Below are 15505 nucleotides of genomic sequence, written 5' to 3'. Positions count from 1 at the left end.
CTGCATAAGGCAGAGAAAAAAGCCCGGGCGGGCCGTCGTACATGACGCTAATTTGACATATTTTTTAAAAGAGAAAGGAGTATAAGTAAATTAAATGGAGACATATGCTCTTTAAGGCTATCAATTGCCCTGTAAAGAAGCTTATATGTACTTTTCGGCGACAAATTCATCACCCTGGCTATTTCTTCATAGCTCATATCTTCGAAAAACTTAAGATGAATGATCTCCCGTTGTCTTGGAGACATTTTTTCGAGCGCCCGGGCCAGCTGAGCCCTCAGAGAACGCATTCTCTCTTCACTGATCATCGTGTAGTCGTGGGCCAGCTCGATCTCAAATGGAAATTCGGCCTTTATTCCGGAAAACCTGTGCTGCTCTGCAAGCTTTCTGAATAAAACTCTCCTGAATGCCTTAAAAAGATAATTTTTGACAGAGGGAGTACTGTTAAGGCGCTCACGGTTTTTCCACAATTTGATGAATAACTCCTGGACTGAATCTTCAAGCACTTCATCTTCAACACAAAATTTGTGTCCGTAATTAAATAACTGCTGATAATAACTATCAAACAGGCTTTTGAAAGAAGATTCGATTCCCAGGCGAAATTCTTCCCATAATTCTAAATCATCTTTCATTTACTGCACCCAGGAATAATTAAAACCGTCATGTCGGCGGTCTTCTCTATACTAAATTTGTAGCAACCGAATTTCCTACAAATTTTATAAAAAAACAATCCCGCCTTGAATTTAAATTAACACGGGCTTTCCTTACAGGCAGTTTTCCGGATATTATGCATTGTCAGGTGTGGGCGCGCTGACAAAAGTCTCAGAATTGCAGGTGTATCATATTAAATAAGGAAAACATTCGAAATAGTATAAAGTTATACATAATCGGAGTTGTTTCTCTATAAAAACAATAATTCAGCTCAAAAATAGTATATTAGTACACCAAGAATCGTAAAACGCCAATGAATTATAATTTGCTTAAAGAGGTGGTTGATCTGATCCGTGATTTTGAAGCTGACAATACCGCTACGGAGTCTTTTTCGAATGACATCGATGGGTTCAGGCAATGGATTCAAAATGGCTCTTTTTCTAATGACACTATAAACGAGCCGCACTGGGAAGGAAAGATGTCGGGAAGAAGTCCGGACAGTGTGATAAACACGCTGATCGTGCATATGAACCGGTACGCGAAAAGTTATTCGAGAGCTGCTATTTATGGATCCGGTTTTTCGACTCAGGATGATTTTATTTACCTGATCACACTTAAGGCATTTGGGGCGATGACCAAAACGGAACTCATCAAAAAGAATATCCATGACAAGCCTGCCGGAATTAAAGTGATCAACAGGCTGGTTGCTAACAACTGGGCGGAACAAAAGGACTCTGAACGCGACAAACGCAGTAAGGTGATCAGTATTACGAAGAAAGGGCTGATTGCGCTGGAAAAACAAATGGGCAAAATCCGCAGAGCCACAAAAATTGTCACAGGGAATCTGGATACAAAGGAGAAGATGCAGCTGATCTCTCTGCTTCAAAAGCTGGAAGACTTTCATAAACCCATATATGAAAAGAATCCGGATATTGCAGTTCTGGAAGAAGTGGCATACGCTGAGTATTTAAAAACAAAAAATTTTAGCTGAGGCTATTAAAACTAAAATTTCATATTTTATGAAAAAGCTATTTGACGAAGTATCGTACGATGTAAGCAGATGTATCACACAAAAATACAGCACCAGCTTTTCCCTTGGAATATTAGCATTGAGTCCCTCTATCCGTCCGGCAATATATGCGATATACGGCTACGTTCGTTTAGCTGACGAAATAGTGGATAGCTTTCATGATTATGATAAAAAAGCACTGCTGCAAAGGCTAAAACAAGATACAGAAGCCGCTTTGAGAGATAAAATATCCCTTAATCCTGTTTTAAACTCGTTTCAAAAAACAGTCCACCACTACCAGATAGACCCTGATTTGATCTGGCAGTTTCTGCACAGTATGGAGATGGATCTTGAGAAACTGGATTACCATTCGGACCTGTATAAAGAATACATATATGGTTCGGCTGAGGTGGTAGGGTTAATGTGCCTGCAGGTGTTTACTAATGGAGATAAAGAAACATACCGGGACCTGAAGCCTTTTGCGATGAAGCTGGGATCGGCATTTCAGAAAGTAAATTTCTTAAGAGATTTAAAAGATGACTATAAGATTCTGGGGCGCACTTATTTTCCCGGTATCGATATGAGCATTTTTGATAATCATGTTAAAACGGAAATTGAAAAGGATATTGAACTGGAATTTAAAGAAGCACTAACCGGCATAAGACGGCTGCCCGCCTCAGCCAGGTTGGGTGTATACCTGGCTTACAAATTTTATTTATCGCTTTTTAAAAAGATTAAAAATACGCCGGCGGAAAATATTCTGAACGAACGCACACGCATTCCGGATTTTCAGAAACTTGCTGTTGTGATGAGAGGGTATGTGCGGTATAAGATCGCACTCCTGTAATATAACTTGTAAATCAAAAATCTGACATGCCATACCAGTTATACAGAGAACAGCAGTTGAATTGTGATTTAGCTACAGCATGGAGCTTTTTTTCTAATCCGCTCAACCTGTCGGACATTACGCCTGAAGATATGGGATTTGTGGTGCTTGGTGAAATAAAAGAGGAGAACATTTACGAAGGCATGGAAATTGATTATAAGGTTTCTCCGTTATGGGGGATCCCGATGAAGTGGAAAACCCGCATCACCAGGGTTGATTTCCAGAGGAGTTTTACTGATTTTCAGGAAAAAGGCCCTTATAAATTATGGAATCATCAGCATGACTTTATCCCTAATGCACTGGGCGTGCTGATGAAAGACAAGGTAGATTACGAGTTGCCCCTCGGGATTCTGGGTGATATAGCGCACCGGATACTGATAAAACGCAAACTGGAGGAGATCTTTAATTACCGGTTTCAAGTACTGGAACGAATGTTTCGTATTTGAAGGGAAGATGGATCATAGTATCTTTGCGCTATGACAATCGAAGAACTTGAGGAATTCTTTTCAAAACATCCTGTCCCCCGGCAGCTGAAACTTAATGATGCAGAATTTATCTCTGATGTCCCTAAATTCCTTGAAAGCCATTTCATGATTGCGAAATCACGCAGTGATGTGCCGACATTCAACAAATTCCATGACAGGCTGATTAAAGTCAAAGACTTAATCCTGAAGATGGAAGAGGACGAGAAGAAGTAAGCCGATGCCCGGATCTCTATTTCCGGTGAAAATCGATGCTTAGGGTGGCCTGCTTAAAATGTATGCCCTGCCGTCCTTCGGTGGTATAGAATTCCATTCTTATTCCGGCAGGATCGAAAACAAAAAGCTTATCTGAATGTGCGGTCAGAGGAAATGCAGCCTGGCCTGTGGCCTGGCAGAAGAGCTGGGAATTCTCTGTAAAAACACGTAACACCAATGGAAAGCCCTCCGCTGAATATTCTCCCTCATAATTTTTGAGTATTTCGGCAGATACATTCACAGCCCCTTTCCGGTTTAGATCAGGATACTGAATTTTATTACCATAGCTGGCATTCAAAAGCTGAATAGAGATATCATTGGGATCACTAAAAGCACCATTTGAAGCCATTGCTATCATTAAATGGTCCTCCGGACGATAAGCGCAGAGTGTATTGAAAGCCTCTATTCTGCCACCGTGACCATAAAAGCGCTTTTCGCCATACGGAATATAGGCTAGTCCCAGGCCGTATCCATCCTTCAATTGCATCATTTTGCGAAGGCTTGTATCGGCTACCAGCTTACCGCCAAACAAGCCTTTAAAGAACGCCTGTACATCCTTAAGAGTAGCTGCAATTGCTCCCGCTCCTCCGACCCAGCTGGCATCCCACTCAGGTGTAACCGGTTTCCATTCATTATTCATCCGTGTATAGGAGTGGCCGAGATGTGTGGTATCTTTTGGGCGGCCGTAATAAGTAGACTTTAAAGACAGTTTGCTTAAAATCCTTTTTCTGAGCTGATCACCGTAATCTTTTTGGGTAATATCCTCTATAATAAAACCCAGCAGCATATAATTCGTATTGCAGTATTCATACTTTTCATCGGGAGCAGAACGGATACCATATTTTATAAACCGGGCCAGGAGATCATTCTTAGAAATGGGGCTGGACACTTCTTTTAAAAAGTCATCAGCAGAGGTATAATTGAAAAGTCCTGAACGGTGCCTTAACAGCATTTCAACAGTTATTGCATCTGAATTTGGAATTTGAGGATAAAACATGGAAAGCTTATCAGAAAGCTTGAGCCTGCCTTCTTCAATAAGCTGCATGATCATCACCGCGGTATAGGTCTTTGTAATCGATCCGATCAGAAAAACAGTATGTCCATCGATCTTCTGCCTGCTTTCCAGGTTCTGAAACCCTGATTGTCTCTGATAAACCGATTTGCCGTCTGTCTCCAGTTCAACGCTTGCAAAGTACAAGCTGTTCTTTTCGTAGATATTGAAGAGCGAATCCAGCGATTGTCTGTCAACTTTTACAGGTTGCACTGGCTGGGAGAAAACATTCTCCTGAGAGAATAAAAGCAGTACAGAAACGAATGAATATACAAAGGGAAGGCATTTTTCAAGCATATTGACTTATTTTAAAGCATTGTTAGCGATGCTTAAATTAACTAAAATTCAGCTTGCTATCAAGAAAAGCTAAACCCATTTATTTTCTGAATAAAAGAAAGATGCAAGGCCATAGCAGCCGATTGGCGTTAGCCGCTATGCAGCATATTGAAACAGTCTCATCCTATACAAAATTGAATTGCCGTCTTCTGTGCAGACAGCAACTCACTATAAACAGATCCGTAGATCTTGTTAAGCGGAGGGATAAATACGGTAAAAACAGATACAATCTAAACCTTTACAACCAGGACGTATCACAATAAAAATTAAACCTTATAGCGAAAATTGTATCTTAGTATAAAGAACCAATGACCCTTATGTACATCCGGATAAAAGTATTTTTGATCACTCTGGCTGCTCTTGTTGCAGTGCTATCGGTAAAAGCCCAGACTTACACCTCTGCCAAAACAGTAAATATCTTTGGTGATACTATTGTCACTTACAAAGACAGAAGCGGGAATAAAACTGCGGAGGTAAAGCATTCGACCGACATTTTTGGGAATAAGATTACTACTATCACCGGCCCTGACGGAGAGATCCTTAAATCAGTTAAAGCCTCCAAAGATATTTTTGGTAACGAGATAGTAGAATTTAAAGATCCATCAGGGCTAATAAAAAGAACTGCTAAAACATCTACTGATATCTTTGGTAATAAAATCACAAGTGTAACGGGAGACGACGGAGAAGAGATTCATTCGGTTAAAAAGTCTAAAGATATTTTCGGGAACGATATTATTGAAGTCAAGGATAATTTTGGTCAGACGAACAGAACTCTCAAAACTTCCACTGATATTTTTGGGAATGAAATTCAGAGCCTGACAGGACCAAAGGGAGAAGCAATTAAATCTGTTAAAAAATCTAAAGATATTTTCGGAAACAATATTATTGAAGTCAGAGACAGCCGGAATCAAACAACCTTAACACTGAAGGGCTCCACTGATATTTTTGGAAACCGGATTAAAACTGTTACCAATCAGAAAGGACAAGAAATTCTATCCATCAAACAATCTAAAGATATCTTTGGCAACAGTGTTACTTCAATCGATAGCAAGGAGGACCAGGAGTCAAATATCTATTTGATGAACTTATTAAAGCAATTGGACTAATCCGGCATATCGATTCTCCGGCCTCACGGATTATTCATTCATGGCCTACAGTTTATCAGGAAGGTTATCTTCTGTTTTTACTACACGAAAAGCGGGAGCTGAATAATCACCCGGCAGATAACCGGGAGGCATGGCAGCTGCATTGCCATCCCTGACAGCATGGTAATGCGGGGAGGTGATTTCGATGCCAGCTTCGTGAAACTTATCCTGGATATTCTGATAAAGATGCGAATAGATCGCGGCCTGTTTACCTGAGTATTTTGTATATGCATTTATCTGGTAAGCGGCATAGAAGTCTTCAAGGCTTGTTTGAAGAACAAATGGAAGAGGATCCTTTTCTACAAGATCTGTATTCATAGCCGCATCTATCAATACCTGGTGCACTTTACGCCAGGGAACATCATATCCTACGGTAACGGTTGTATGAATGATCAGCCCTTTACTTGCCGCATCGCTGGAAAAATTAATAGTATGACTATTCATAACTGCTGAATTCGGGACTGATATGATCTCGTTCTTTATCGTACGGATCCTTGTCACAAGCAGCGATCTCTCAATAATATCTCCCGTCACCTCCCCTATCTTTACGCGGTCGCCAACTTTAAATGCCCGCATATAGGTAAGTACTAATCCGGCTACTACATTGCCCAACGCTCCTGCCGAACCGAATGTAAAAAGAACTCCTAAAAAGACCGATACGCCTTTGAATACAGGTGACTCAGAACCCGGTAAATAAGGAAAGACAACGATCATCATAAACGCCAGCACCAAAACCCTTAATAACTGGTAAGTCGGCTCTGCCCAGTCGGCATAAAAACCATGTATCTTCAAAGCCCCGTTCTTTATTTCAAGCTTGAAAAAGTTCAGAAGCTTTAAGAAATAGCGAAAAACGACAACAATAACAATGATCGTGATCAGGTTGGGAACATACGCCCAAAGCGATCGTAATATCTTATTCAAAGGGTTGAGCACATAGGCCAGTAATTGTCCGGCCAAACCTTCCGTCCCCGGAAATATGGTCACCAGGACCGGCAGAGCAAGATATATCACGAGAATTATTAGCAGGAATTTTATAAACGACAAAACGGAGAGAATGAATGCCGTTTGCTTGTGGGTGGTAAAAAGCTGATAATTCCGGATCTTTATCCCATTTATCCTTTTCCCCTCCTGGGCCTCGACTTTTACCCGGATCCAGCCGAAGAACCTACCTATCCTGTTAATAATAAAAACAACTACTCCAACCACCAGCAGGACTAATACCACTTCTTTGATGATCATTTTCCAGCTTGTCTCCTGACGATGCCTGATAATCGCTTCCGCAATCTTCTTTTTATACGAAACGGAAAGTAGCTCCCTGGATGTATTATTCCAGAGAGCATCTTCATCTGATACGCCCATCAGGATCGCATCGCCGTACATAATATCAAATGTTAAATCGCCGGTCACTACCTTAATAGAGTCGGGATTGAAATTATATTTTTCACTCAATACCCTTATCCTGGAAGATACTGCAGCAACGCGCTCGAGAGGAGAAAAGCTTCCGGCGTGGCTGTAAAGAAAAAAAAGCGTATCCCGGAAAGGATGTACGGGGTATCCTTTCATAAACACCCGGAGAGAATCGATCTTCTTCTTCTGTTTTTCCAGCCTGAGTGAATCCCGGCTCTTCAGCTTGCCAAGCTCTTTAAGCAATCTTAACTTTTCTTCCTCCTGGTTAGATTTAAGTAAACGAACCTGCTGTTCCAGTTCAGCCTTTCTCAAGGAGTCCTGAAGTTTAGCTAAATGAAGCCTTTGGAGCTCTATAGAGGATTGTTCTCCGGCAATCAGTGCTATAGAATCTCCGACTGCTGACGGTTTCTGACAAAAGTTCTTCAGAGGAAGAAAAAATATAGATAGAACGATCAGCAAGGGTTTCAAATATCTCATATGACCTGGTATGTATATAGTACTAAAGTAACTATTCTACAAACAAACTAAATGAGTGTTTTTCTTTACACCGCCGGGGCAAACCTCCTCAGCGCATTGCTCCCATTATTTGACAGGGATTTTTAAGAGCAATACAAATACTAATATTTTTAGCATTATCTTTGCTGAGATATTAGCTAAAATGGCAATGCATACCGTACAAAACCAAAAAGCACTGATAGATCACCTGCAAAAGAGCATTTTGAAATGGGAAGGGTATAAAGCACCATCAGAAACACATGAACGGATGGGACTGGGACCGATAGAAGCAGCTTTTCCTAACCAGGTTTTTCCTTTGGGAAGCATACATGAAATGATTTGCGCAAATACGGAGCAGGCCACGGCTTGCGCCGGGCTAGTCAGCGGGTTGCTATCTGTTATGATGCAAAAGGGCGGTGTGTGCTTATGGATCAGCCTTAAAGATAATATTTTCCCTCCGGCATTAGGTTCTTTTGGCATCAGTCCCGACCGGCTGATCTTCATCCGGGTCATGAATGATCCGGAAGCATTATGGGTAATGGAAGAAGCACTGAAATATCCCGGGCTTGCAGCAGTAGTTACAGAAGTCAGGAAGCTTGATTTTAAACAATCCCGCCGCCTGCAGCTTGCTGTTGAGTATAGCCATGTAACAGGTTTTGTTCTCCGTAATATGCCTGCAAAAATGGCTCCTACCGCTTCTGCCGCCCGCTGGATAGTGAAGCATTTACCAAGCAGGCTCGAAGACGACATGCCAGGATTGGGCTTTCCGCGCTGGCAGGTCTCCCTTCTTAAAGTCAGGAACGGCAATCCGGGTAAATGGATGATAGAATGGACCGGGGATAAGTTTAAACTGATTGAAGAACAAAAATCTATCCATTCATTGGAACAAAAAGCAGGGTGAGAGATGCAAAGGCGGTATATGGCAATATGGTTTCCCTATCTGATGACAGACCGGGCCACTCTCGGGAACCCTCAATTGAGTGGGAGTCCTTTGATTCTGGTTACACCGGAGCGTAACCGCATTGTTGTCAAAGCGGCTAATCGTCAGGCTGAAGAACAAGGTATTCGTTGCGGTATGACGGCAACAGATGCCCGGGCTGTCACGGCTGATTTACACACACTAGACTATCCCCACGAAAAAGAAGAACGGATCTTGCGAAACATTGGCTTATGGTGTATCCGGTATACTCCATTTGTTGCTATTGATCTCCACGACGGCCTGATCCTCGATATTTCAGGATGCACACATTTATGGGGGGATGAACGGGGCTATTTAAAAGAACTGGTCTTAAAGTTACGCGGGATGGGATATTATGCAAGAGGTGCAATAGCCGATACAGTGGGAACAGCCTGGGCTGTCGCCCGGTTCGGAAATATCTCTCCTATTGTAAGCAGCGGTGAACAGGCCGGTGCGATCAGTAGCTTGCCTCCCGAAGCCTTGCGGCTGGATCAGGAAATAACTGATAAACTGCATAAGCTGGGGTTCCATACGATCGGCAGCTTCATGTCCGTTCAGCGTACCATATTGCGAAGGCGGTTCGGCGAAAGCCTTTTACTTCAGCTGGCAAGGGCATTAGGCTCCGTAGATGAGCATCTGACGGCTATTGTTCCGCCCGTTCCTTATGAGGAACGGCTCCCCTGCCCCGAACCTGTATATACGCCTGAAGCCATCGAAACCGCTATTGAAAAATTACTGGAAAGCTTATGCCCGCGTTTGCAGTCTGAGGGAAAGGGCGTACGCAAAGCAGTACTGAAATGCTTCAGGGCAGACAACAAACAAGTACAGATAAGTATTTCAACGATCGGAGGTTCGCACAGCATATCTCATCTGTTTAAACTGTTTTGTTTACAGACCGAAAAAATAGAACCCGCCATGGGTATTGAGCTCTTCCTCCTCGAAGCACAGAAAGTTGAAGATATCGATCCCGTCCAGGAGAAATTATGGGCCGGCAAACCAGGACTGCAAGATCATGCCTTAGCCGAATTGCTTGACCGCATTGCCGGGAAGATCGGGCCTGACCGGATAAAACGCTACCTGCCGTCAGAGCATTACTGGCCTGAACGGTCGGTACAGCTTGCGGCTTCGCTAAACGATAAACCACAAACTGCCTGGTACGTGGCCGGTCCCAGGCCGGTCAGGTTATTATCCCAACCAGAACCTATTGAAGTAATGTCGCTGTTACCGGATTATCCACCCAGGGTATTCAGTTGTAAAGGAAAACGGCACATCGTTACCAGGGCAGACGGGCCGGAACGCATTGAACAGGAATGGTGGCTGGGTAAGGGGGAACACCGGGATTACTATGCAGTTGAAGATGAAGAAGGCCTGCGTTACTGGCTGTTCCGTTCAGGACATTATGACGGAGAGAATGGTCATTGGTATTTACATGGATATTTTGCGTAAAATCATGCAGTACGCTGAACTACAAGTCACCTCGAATTTCAGCTTCCTCCGGGGAGGATCGCACCCGGAAGAATTGGTGGAACAAGCACATGCATTGGGATATACGGCTATTGCGATTACCGACCGGAATAGTCTTGCAGGCATCGTAAAGGCACATATAGCGGCTAAGAACCTTCCCATCCAATTTATTCCGGCCTGCCGCATCGACCTGCTGGACGGGCCCAGCCTCCTGGCCTATCCCACAGACCGGGAAGCTTACAGCAGGCTTTCGGCTCTGCTGACCACAGGTAACCTGCGGGCCGAAAAAGGAGAATGCCATTTATACAAATCAGATGTATTTGCTCACAGAGAAGGTATTCGATTTATCATTGTACCGCCTGCTAACCTGAATGCACGTTTCGATTTTGATGATGAGTTTAAAGCGGCGGCAAAGGAATACCTCAGTGTTTTCGGCACTTCTTTATATATAGCGGTAAACCGTTCTTACAGCGGAGACGATGCGAAACGAATGCACCGTCTCAGACAAATGGGCATACCACTGGCCGCCACGGGAGATGTATATTATCATGAAGCCAGCCGCCGGGAATTGCAGGACATCCTCACCTGTATCCGGGAAAAATGCACGATCTATCATGCAGGATATCGATTACATCCGAATGCAGAACGCTATCTTAAGCCTGTAAAAGAGATACATCGCCTCTTCCGTGATTATTCTGCAGCGATAGACAACACTCTGACCATTGCGCAATCCTGCACTTTTTCACTGGACACACTTCAGTACATTGAGCCTGAAGAAAAAATCATAGACGGGCTTACACCTCAGGAGCGATTAAGGAAACACACGGAGGAAGGAGCTCACAAACGCTATGGCAGAGATATCCCGGACCAGATCGGTAAGCAGATTGATTTTGAACTGGCTTTTATTGAAAAGCGTAAACTTGCCCCTTATTTTCTGCGGGTATATAAATACACACAAAAAGCGGAAGAACTGGGCATCCTTCACCAGGGCCGCGGCTCTGCCGCCAATTCAACCGTCTGTTATTGTCTTGGCATCACTGCAGTAGACCCTATGAAATCAAGGCTTCTCTTTTCCCGCTTTATGTCGGACGCCAGGGAAGAGTGGCCGGATATTGATGTTGATTTTGAACACGAACGGCGTGAAGAGATCATTCAGTACATCTACGAAGATTATGGACGAGAACACGCCGCAATTGTTGCCACCGTCTCCCAGGAAAGACATAAGGGCGCGATTCGCGATACAGGCAAGGCGATGGGGTTATCTGAAGATATGATTAAAAGTATTGGAGCCACCATATGGGATTTCCATGATGAGGGCTTTGATGAAAAGCGCTTAAGAGAACAAGGCCTCAATCCGCAGGATCCGCACATCAGAAAAGTATTGGAGTTAACCGCCTTGCTGATGGGCTTTCCGCGCCAGCTGGGGCAGCATACGGGAGGTTTTGTGATCACCGACAATAGGCTGTCTGACATTTGTCCGGTACTGAATGCCCGCATGGAAAACCGCACCCAGCTGGAATGGAATAAAGACGACCTGGAGGCCCTCGGCATATTGAAGGTCGACGTGCTGGGACTGGGTATGCTGACCATGATACGGAAAGCTTTTGATCTGGCAAACCTCCATTATGGGAAAGAGCTAACGCTCGCCAATGTGCCTCAGGATGATGAAAAGGTCTATGAAATGATCAGTCATGCCGATACTCTGGGAGTCTTTCAAATCGAAAGCCGGGCTCAGATGGCCATGCTGCCCCGCCTGAAACCAAAATGTTTTTACGATCTCGTCATCGAGGTCGCCATTGTAAGGCCCGGCCCTATTCAGGGAGATATGGTGCACCCTTACCTGCGCAGGCGTAAAAAAGAGGAAGACCCGGACTTCCCTTCAGAAGAGTTAAAAGAGATCCTGGGACGGACTTTAGGCGTCCCGCTATTCCAGGAACAGGCAATGGAGATCGCTATTGTGGCTGCCGGCTTTACACCAGCAGAAGCCGACCAACTGCGCCGCAGCATGGCAACTTTCAAAGCAAATGGCAAGCTCCATCTCTACGAAAAAAAGCTGGTGGAGGGGATGGTGGCCAGGGGATATGAAGAAGACTTTTCACGCCGGGTTTTCAAGCAACTGCAAGGTTTTGAGGGGTATGGCTTCCCGGAAAGCCATGCAGCTTCTTTTGCCCTGCTGGTTTATATTTCCTCCTGGTTAAAGTGTCATTATCCTGATGTATTTGCAGCATCCTTGCTTAACAGTCAGCCCATGGGATTTTACCAGCCTGCTGAGATTGTAGACGACGCCAGGAGCCATGGTGTTATTGTCAGGCCTGTTGATATTAATCATTCAGCATGGGATCATAAACTGGAAGAGAAACAAGGTGATCATCATGCCTTGCGACTGGGATTCCGCCTGGTGAAAGGGCTGGGGGAAGATGAGATGAATTTATTGGCCGCTAATGCCCCTTACCGGCACATCACCGATCTGTCAAAAGCTGGCATCCCGCAACCGGCACTGGAGAAACTGGCCGATGCGGATGCTTTCCGGTCTATTGGCCTCGACCGCAGACAGGCACTTTGGGAAATAGCAGCCCTGGCTGACCGTCCATGCGCTTTACTGGAAACCTTGCCACCGGCCAGCCTGGGGGAACAAATAGAATTACCCCTGATAACGGAAAGTGAGCATGTAGTACAGGATTTTGCAGCAACCGGATTATCTGTTAAAGCCCACCCGCTTAGCTTTTTACGATCAGACCTTAAGCAAGCTGGGGCTATTCCCCTGGAGAAGCTAAGATCTATGAACAACGGAGATACACTGCGCATTGCGGGAATGATCACCGTACGTCAGCGTCCCGGCACAGCCAAAGGCATTGTATTTATTACGATTAAAGATGAAACAGGATTTGCCAATGTGGTCGTATGGGAAAAGTTCTTTCGTAAATACAGGAAAGAGATCATTCAGTCGCAATTAATCCTGATAGATGGGCGCTTGCAGGTGGAGGGAGAGGTGGTTCATGTGGTGATGCAGAGGTGTTATAATTATAACGTACTTCTTAAGAAACTAACAAATCCCGCGAGTTCCTTAAATGGATTAACGAATGATGATACAGGTACTAAAGTGCAGGACGTGCCAGGAAAAGGGCAGAAGAGGGTGTTCCACAAAGGACGGAATTTCCATTGAGATAAGCGCCCAAGCCGAATTCCTCTTATCCTGTCAGACCTCATATTCTAGTCCATTATAGCCCACCGGCACATCCATTTCAAATTGCCTCAGTAAGCTGCTCACATCTGCCTGCCTTCCATCTTTATCCGGATAAACTTCAACAAATTCGATGCTTCAGTATCCATTTCTACCTTATACTGAATGGTTCTCCCCTCCGCATATTTTTTTGCATCGATCAACTCCTGTTTATTAAATCCGGGAAGTTCCTCTAACATAATCTTCTGAAAAGCCGGTTCTCCAAAAGTAAAGGAGGCTCGAAAATGCCCGGCCAATGGTATCAGGAATAAAACGTTCCTTTTTTTACAATAAAGCTTCAGTATCCATCCGGATTTCTTTCCGTAGAATTTCCATTCTGTGGTTGTCTTGCCGTATTGATCTTCTATTAAAGAAATGGCCTGATCGAAGTAAGGTTTTGTGTGACCCAGCGCTGCAGTGAACATATCCCGGTCCGGTTCAACAAGAGGATTGTCAAATATACTTACAGACATGATATCTTAATTTAGTTTTACAATCTTAAAAAAAGGCTTTAACAAGGGTATGTCAGCAGCGCTAAAACCTTCAGCCAGTCATTTCCCTCTTTAACTTTGCCGGGACATCGCTTCCCTCCTCATTTCCGGGGACATCTTCTCTATGGAATATCTTAAAGCCGTACGGGGCATCAGGGACTTATTTCTGAGTACAAACTCAAAAACCGCTTGCTGATCCGCCTCACTTGCTGCTTTTAGCATCCATCCATATCCCTTCTGTACCAGGTCATCTTCGTCGATCAAAAGAGTATCTGCTATTTGGAATATCTCCTGAAGGAACATCCCTTTTCTCGCCGGTATGATCAGGCTTACAGCTGAAGCTCTTTTCATCCACCTGTTTGTGCTGCTTGCAAAAGACTTTAATTCTCCGATATATGAAGGAAACATTTCCAGAAAAGCACCTACCGTATGATTACAAAGCGTATCGCATGACGCCCAATTAGAGACATACTGGTTTATCCAGGATTTAAAAACGCCGAAATCATCTTGCTCGTACTGCTTTCTGACAGAATAAGACCAATGACAGGCCACTATTGCCTCTTCTTGATAGCCCGATTGCCAGAGCTGGGTACACAGATTAAAAATTTCATTTTTAGGCAATGTATTGATCTCTCTGAAACAGGATTGCGCAATCTTCTGCACTTTGGGCATCGTTACGCCGTATGATTTTATCGCTTCCTTAAAAAATTGCTGCGCACTTTTTCGTACTCCTTCATCACTTTGCTCCTTAAGATTTTTTCTTACAGACAACAAGACTTCATTCATGTATAATAAGCTTAGAAGACAAAGATAAGCAACCTTAGGTTATCTTTCCTTTCTGAGGAAGGACAGCACTATATTATCCTTATAATAAGTGATCTGGTGGATCTGGATGACCCCAATTAAGCTTTAACACGCCGGGCTGTAAGAGTTAAAAGTACATCCTTAAACCCAAAGTCACACAAAAAAGCGATATTCTGGTTATCCATAAAACTTAATCTTCTATATATGGATAGCATCAATCAACAACAACCCGAAGATAACTTCAAAGATTTGAAAGGGACCGAAGCAATAGAAAAGATGAAGACACTGGCTGACCATGCAGCGAGCTGTTTCTTTTGCTCAAACATCAAGACCGGCATCCCTTTTTCAACCAGGCCAATGACGGTACTCGAAGTTGACAACAAAGGCAATTTCTGGTTTTTAAGCTCCGATGACAGCTTTAAAAACGAAGAATTGAGTAAAGACCCGTTTGTTCATCTGTTATTTCAGGGCTCATCCTACAGTGACTTCCTGAACATCTACGGATTAGCCGAAGTGAGCAAGGATAAGGAAAAAATTCGTGATCTCTGGAAACCGGAACTCAAAACATGGTTCACAGAAGGAGAAGATGATCCGCGTATTTCAGTGATTAAAGTAGAACCGACAGAAGGATATTACTGGGATCATAAGCATGGGAAAGCAATCGCTTTAATCAAGCAAACTGTTGGTGCCATAGCGGGCAAAACGTATGACGATACCATTGAAGGAAAGCTTGAAGTAGAATAAGCCTGTTATCTGCAAGATATAAAAATGCCTTCAGACGAGCCGGATCCGGGTTCGTCTGAAGGTATTTACACCTGGCTTAGTTAAACTGACTAACCCCGGCGTTCAAACCA

Annotated in this window: 14 protein-coding genes; 9 read left to right on the top strand and 5 right to left on the bottom strand. The window is 43.8% G+C overall.

Annotated elements, in window-relative coordinates:
• Positions 1-47: 47 nt before the first annotated feature.
• On the bottom strand, positions 48-629 hold the full coding sequence (locus DDR33_RS19920; RefSeq protein WP_109417561.1) for an RNA polymerase sigma factor: 582 nt from the start codon (positions 627-629) through the stop codon (positions 48-50).
• 332 nt (positions 630-961) lie between these two features.
• Between DDR33_RS19920 and DDR33_RS19915 the strand changes: the two genes are divergently transcribed.
• From DDR33_RS19915 to DDR33_RS19900, 4 genes are read left to right on the top strand one after another with little or no spacing between them, the layout of a single operon-like run.
• The gene (locus tag DDR33_RS19915; RefSeq protein WP_109417560.1) at positions 962-1639 is read left to right on the top strand and encodes a MarR family winged helix-turn-helix transcriptional regulator; all 678 of its coding nucleotides are present in this window, start codon (positions 962-964) and stop codon (positions 1637-1639) included.
• Between the two features lie 28 nt (positions 1640-1667).
• Positions 1668-2504 carry a phytoene/squalene synthase family protein gene (locus DDR33_RS19910; protein ID WP_109417559.1) on the top strand — a complete coding sequence of 279 codons (837 nt, stop codon included), beginning with the start codon at positions 1668-1670 and terminating at the stop codon, positions 2502-2504.
• A 26-nt stretch (positions 2505-2530) separates the two neighbouring features.
• The gene (locus DDR33_RS19905) at positions 2531-2989 is read left to right on the top strand and encodes an SRPBCC family protein (RefSeq protein WP_109417558.1); all 459 of its coding nucleotides are present in this window, start codon (positions 2531-2533) and stop codon (positions 2987-2989) included.
• A gap of 30 nt (positions 2990-3019) precedes the next feature.
• A complete protein-coding gene (locus DDR33_RS19900; RefSeq protein WP_109417557.1) occupies positions 3020-3241 on the top strand; it encodes a DUF6965 family protein in 222 nt (73 codons plus the stop codon).
• A gap of 16 nt (positions 3242-3257) precedes the next feature.
• Here DDR33_RS19900 and DDR33_RS19895 read toward each other — a convergent pair whose 3' ends face one another.
• Positions 3258-4628 (bottom strand): serine hydrolase domain-containing protein, encoded by a 1371-nt coding sequence (locus DDR33_RS19895; RefSeq protein ID WP_109417556.1) that lies wholly within the window; start codon positions 4626-4628, stop codon positions 3258-3260.
• A 347-nt stretch (positions 4629-4975) separates the two neighbouring features.
• Here DDR33_RS19895 and DDR33_RS19890 point away from each other — a divergent pair, with 347 nt between their 5' ends.
• Positions 4976-5773, top strand: coding sequence for a hypothetical protein (locus DDR33_RS19890; protein ID WP_109417555.1), 798 nt, complete (start codon positions 4976-4978; stop codon positions 5771-5773).
• Between the two features lie 45 nt (positions 5774-5818).
• On the opposite strand, the gene DDR33_RS19885 is transcribed toward DDR33_RS19890, so the two are convergent.
• Entirely contained in the window at positions 5819-7696 is a 1878-nt protein-coding gene (locus tag DDR33_RS19885) for a mechanosensitive ion channel family protein (RefSeq protein WP_109417554.1), read from the bottom strand.
• Between the two features lie 187 nt (positions 7697-7883).
• On the opposite strand from DDR33_RS19885, the gene DDR33_RS19880 reads away from it, so the two are divergent.
• Genes DDR33_RS19880 through DDR33_RS19870 form a run of 3 tightly spaced genes read left to right on the top strand, consistent with a single transcriptional unit; the run spans position 7884 to position 13299 of the window.
• Positions 7884-8615 carry an ImuA family protein gene (locus DDR33_RS19880; RefSeq protein WP_109417604.1) on the top strand — a complete coding sequence of 244 codons (732 nt, stop codon included), beginning with the start codon at positions 7884-7886 and terminating at the stop codon, positions 8613-8615.
• A gap of 18 nt (positions 8616-8633) precedes the next feature.
• Positions 8634-10118, top strand: coding sequence for a Y-family DNA polymerase (locus DDR33_RS19875; protein WP_238387875.1), 1485 nt, complete (start codon positions 8634-8636; stop codon positions 10116-10118).
• The gene (locus tag DDR33_RS19870; protein ID WP_317047462.1) at positions 10030-13299 is read left to right on the top strand and encodes an error-prone DNA polymerase; all 3270 of its coding nucleotides are present in this window, start codon (positions 10030-10032) and stop codon (positions 13297-13299) included. Before DDR33_RS19875 ends, DDR33_RS19870 begins: the two co-directional genes overlap by 89 nt.
• A gap of 101 nt (positions 13300-13400) precedes the next feature.
• Here the strand turns inward: DDR33_RS19870 and DDR33_RS19865 are convergent, their stop codons facing one another.
• Both DDR33_RS19865 and DDR33_RS19860 read right to left on the bottom strand, forming a co-directional pair.
• Positions 13401-13829 carry a DUF3788 family protein gene (locus DDR33_RS19865; RefSeq protein WP_109417552.1) on the bottom strand — a complete coding sequence of 143 codons (429 nt, stop codon included), beginning with the start codon at positions 13827-13829 and terminating at the stop codon, positions 13401-13403.
• 90 nt (positions 13830-13919) lie between these two features.
• A complete protein-coding gene (locus tag DDR33_RS19860) occupies positions 13920-14633 on the bottom strand; it encodes a DNA alkylation repair protein (RefSeq protein WP_109417551.1) in 714 nt (237 codons plus the stop codon).
• A gap of 222 nt (positions 14634-14855) precedes the next feature.
• Between DDR33_RS19860 and DDR33_RS19855 the strand changes: the two genes are divergently transcribed.
• Positions 14856-15395, top strand: coding sequence for a pyridoxamine 5'-phosphate oxidase family protein (locus DDR33_RS19855; protein ID WP_109417550.1), 540 nt, complete (start codon positions 14856-14858; stop codon positions 15393-15395).
• Positions 15396-15505 lie beyond the last annotated feature (110 nt).

The sequence above is a fragment of the Pararcticibacter amylolyticus genome, assembly GCF_003130405.1.
In the GTDB taxonomy this organism is placed as follows: Bacteria; Bacteroidota; Bacteroidia; order Sphingobacteriales; family Sphingobacteriaceae; genus Arcticibacter; species Arcticibacter amylolyticus.
The sequence above is the reverse complement of the archived record's forward strand: the minus strand, read 5'-3'. Positions and strand labels throughout refer to the sequence as shown.

Excerpts from the sequence above, each read along its gene's own strand:
- DDR33_RS19895 (WP_109417556.1), bottom strand. The coding sequence starts at position 4,628 with ATGCTTGAAAAATGCCTTCCCTTTGTATATTCATTCGTTTCTGTACTG.
- DDR33_RS19875 (WP_238387875.1), top strand. The coding sequence starts at position 8,634 with ATGGCAATATGGTTTCCCTATCTGATGACAGACCGGGCCACTCTCGGG.
- DDR33_RS19870 (WP_317047462.1), top strand. The coding sequence starts at position 10,030 with ATGAAGAAGGCCTGCGTTACTGGCTGTTCCGTTCAGGACATTATGACG.
- DDR33_RS19920 (WP_109417561.1), bottom strand. The coding sequence starts at position 629 with ATGAAAGATGATTTAGAATTATGGGAAGAATTTCGCCTGGGAATCGAA.
- DDR33_RS19865 (WP_109417552.1), bottom strand. The coding sequence starts at position 13,829 with ATGTCTGTAAGTATATTTGACAATCCTCTTGTTGAACCGGACCGGGAT.
- DDR33_RS19880 (WP_109417604.1), top strand. The coding sequence starts at position 7,884 with ATGCATACCGTACAAAACCAAAAAGCACTGATAGATCACCTGCAAAAG.
- DDR33_RS19860 (WP_109417551.1), bottom strand. The coding sequence starts at position 14,633 with ATGAATGAAGTCTTGTTGTCTGTAAGAAAAAATCTTAAGGAGCAAAGT.
- DDR33_RS19855 (WP_109417550.1), top strand. The coding sequence starts at position 14,856 with ATGGATAGCATCAATCAACAACAACCCGAAGATAACTTCAAAGATTTG.
- DDR33_RS19885 (WP_109417554.1), bottom strand. The coding sequence starts at position 7,696 with ATGAGATATTTGAAACCCTTGCTGATCGTTCTATCTATATTTTTTCTT.
- DDR33_RS19890 (WP_109417555.1), top strand. The coding sequence starts at position 4,976 with ATGACCCTTATGTACATCCGGATAAAAGTATTTTTGATCACTCTGGCT.
- DDR33_RS19915 (WP_109417560.1), top strand. The coding sequence starts at position 962 with ATGAATTATAATTTGCTTAAAGAGGTGGTTGATCTGATCCGTGATTTT.
- DDR33_RS19905 (WP_109417558.1), top strand. The coding sequence starts at position 2,531 with ATGCCATACCAGTTATACAGAGAACAGCAGTTGAATTGTGATTTAGCT.
- DDR33_RS19910 (WP_109417559.1), top strand. The coding sequence starts at position 1,668 with ATGAAAAAGCTATTTGACGAAGTATCGTACGATGTAAGCAGATGTATC.
- DDR33_RS19900 (WP_109417557.1), top strand. The coding sequence starts at position 3,020 with ATGACAATCGAAGAACTTGAGGAATTCTTTTCAAAACATCCTGTCCCC.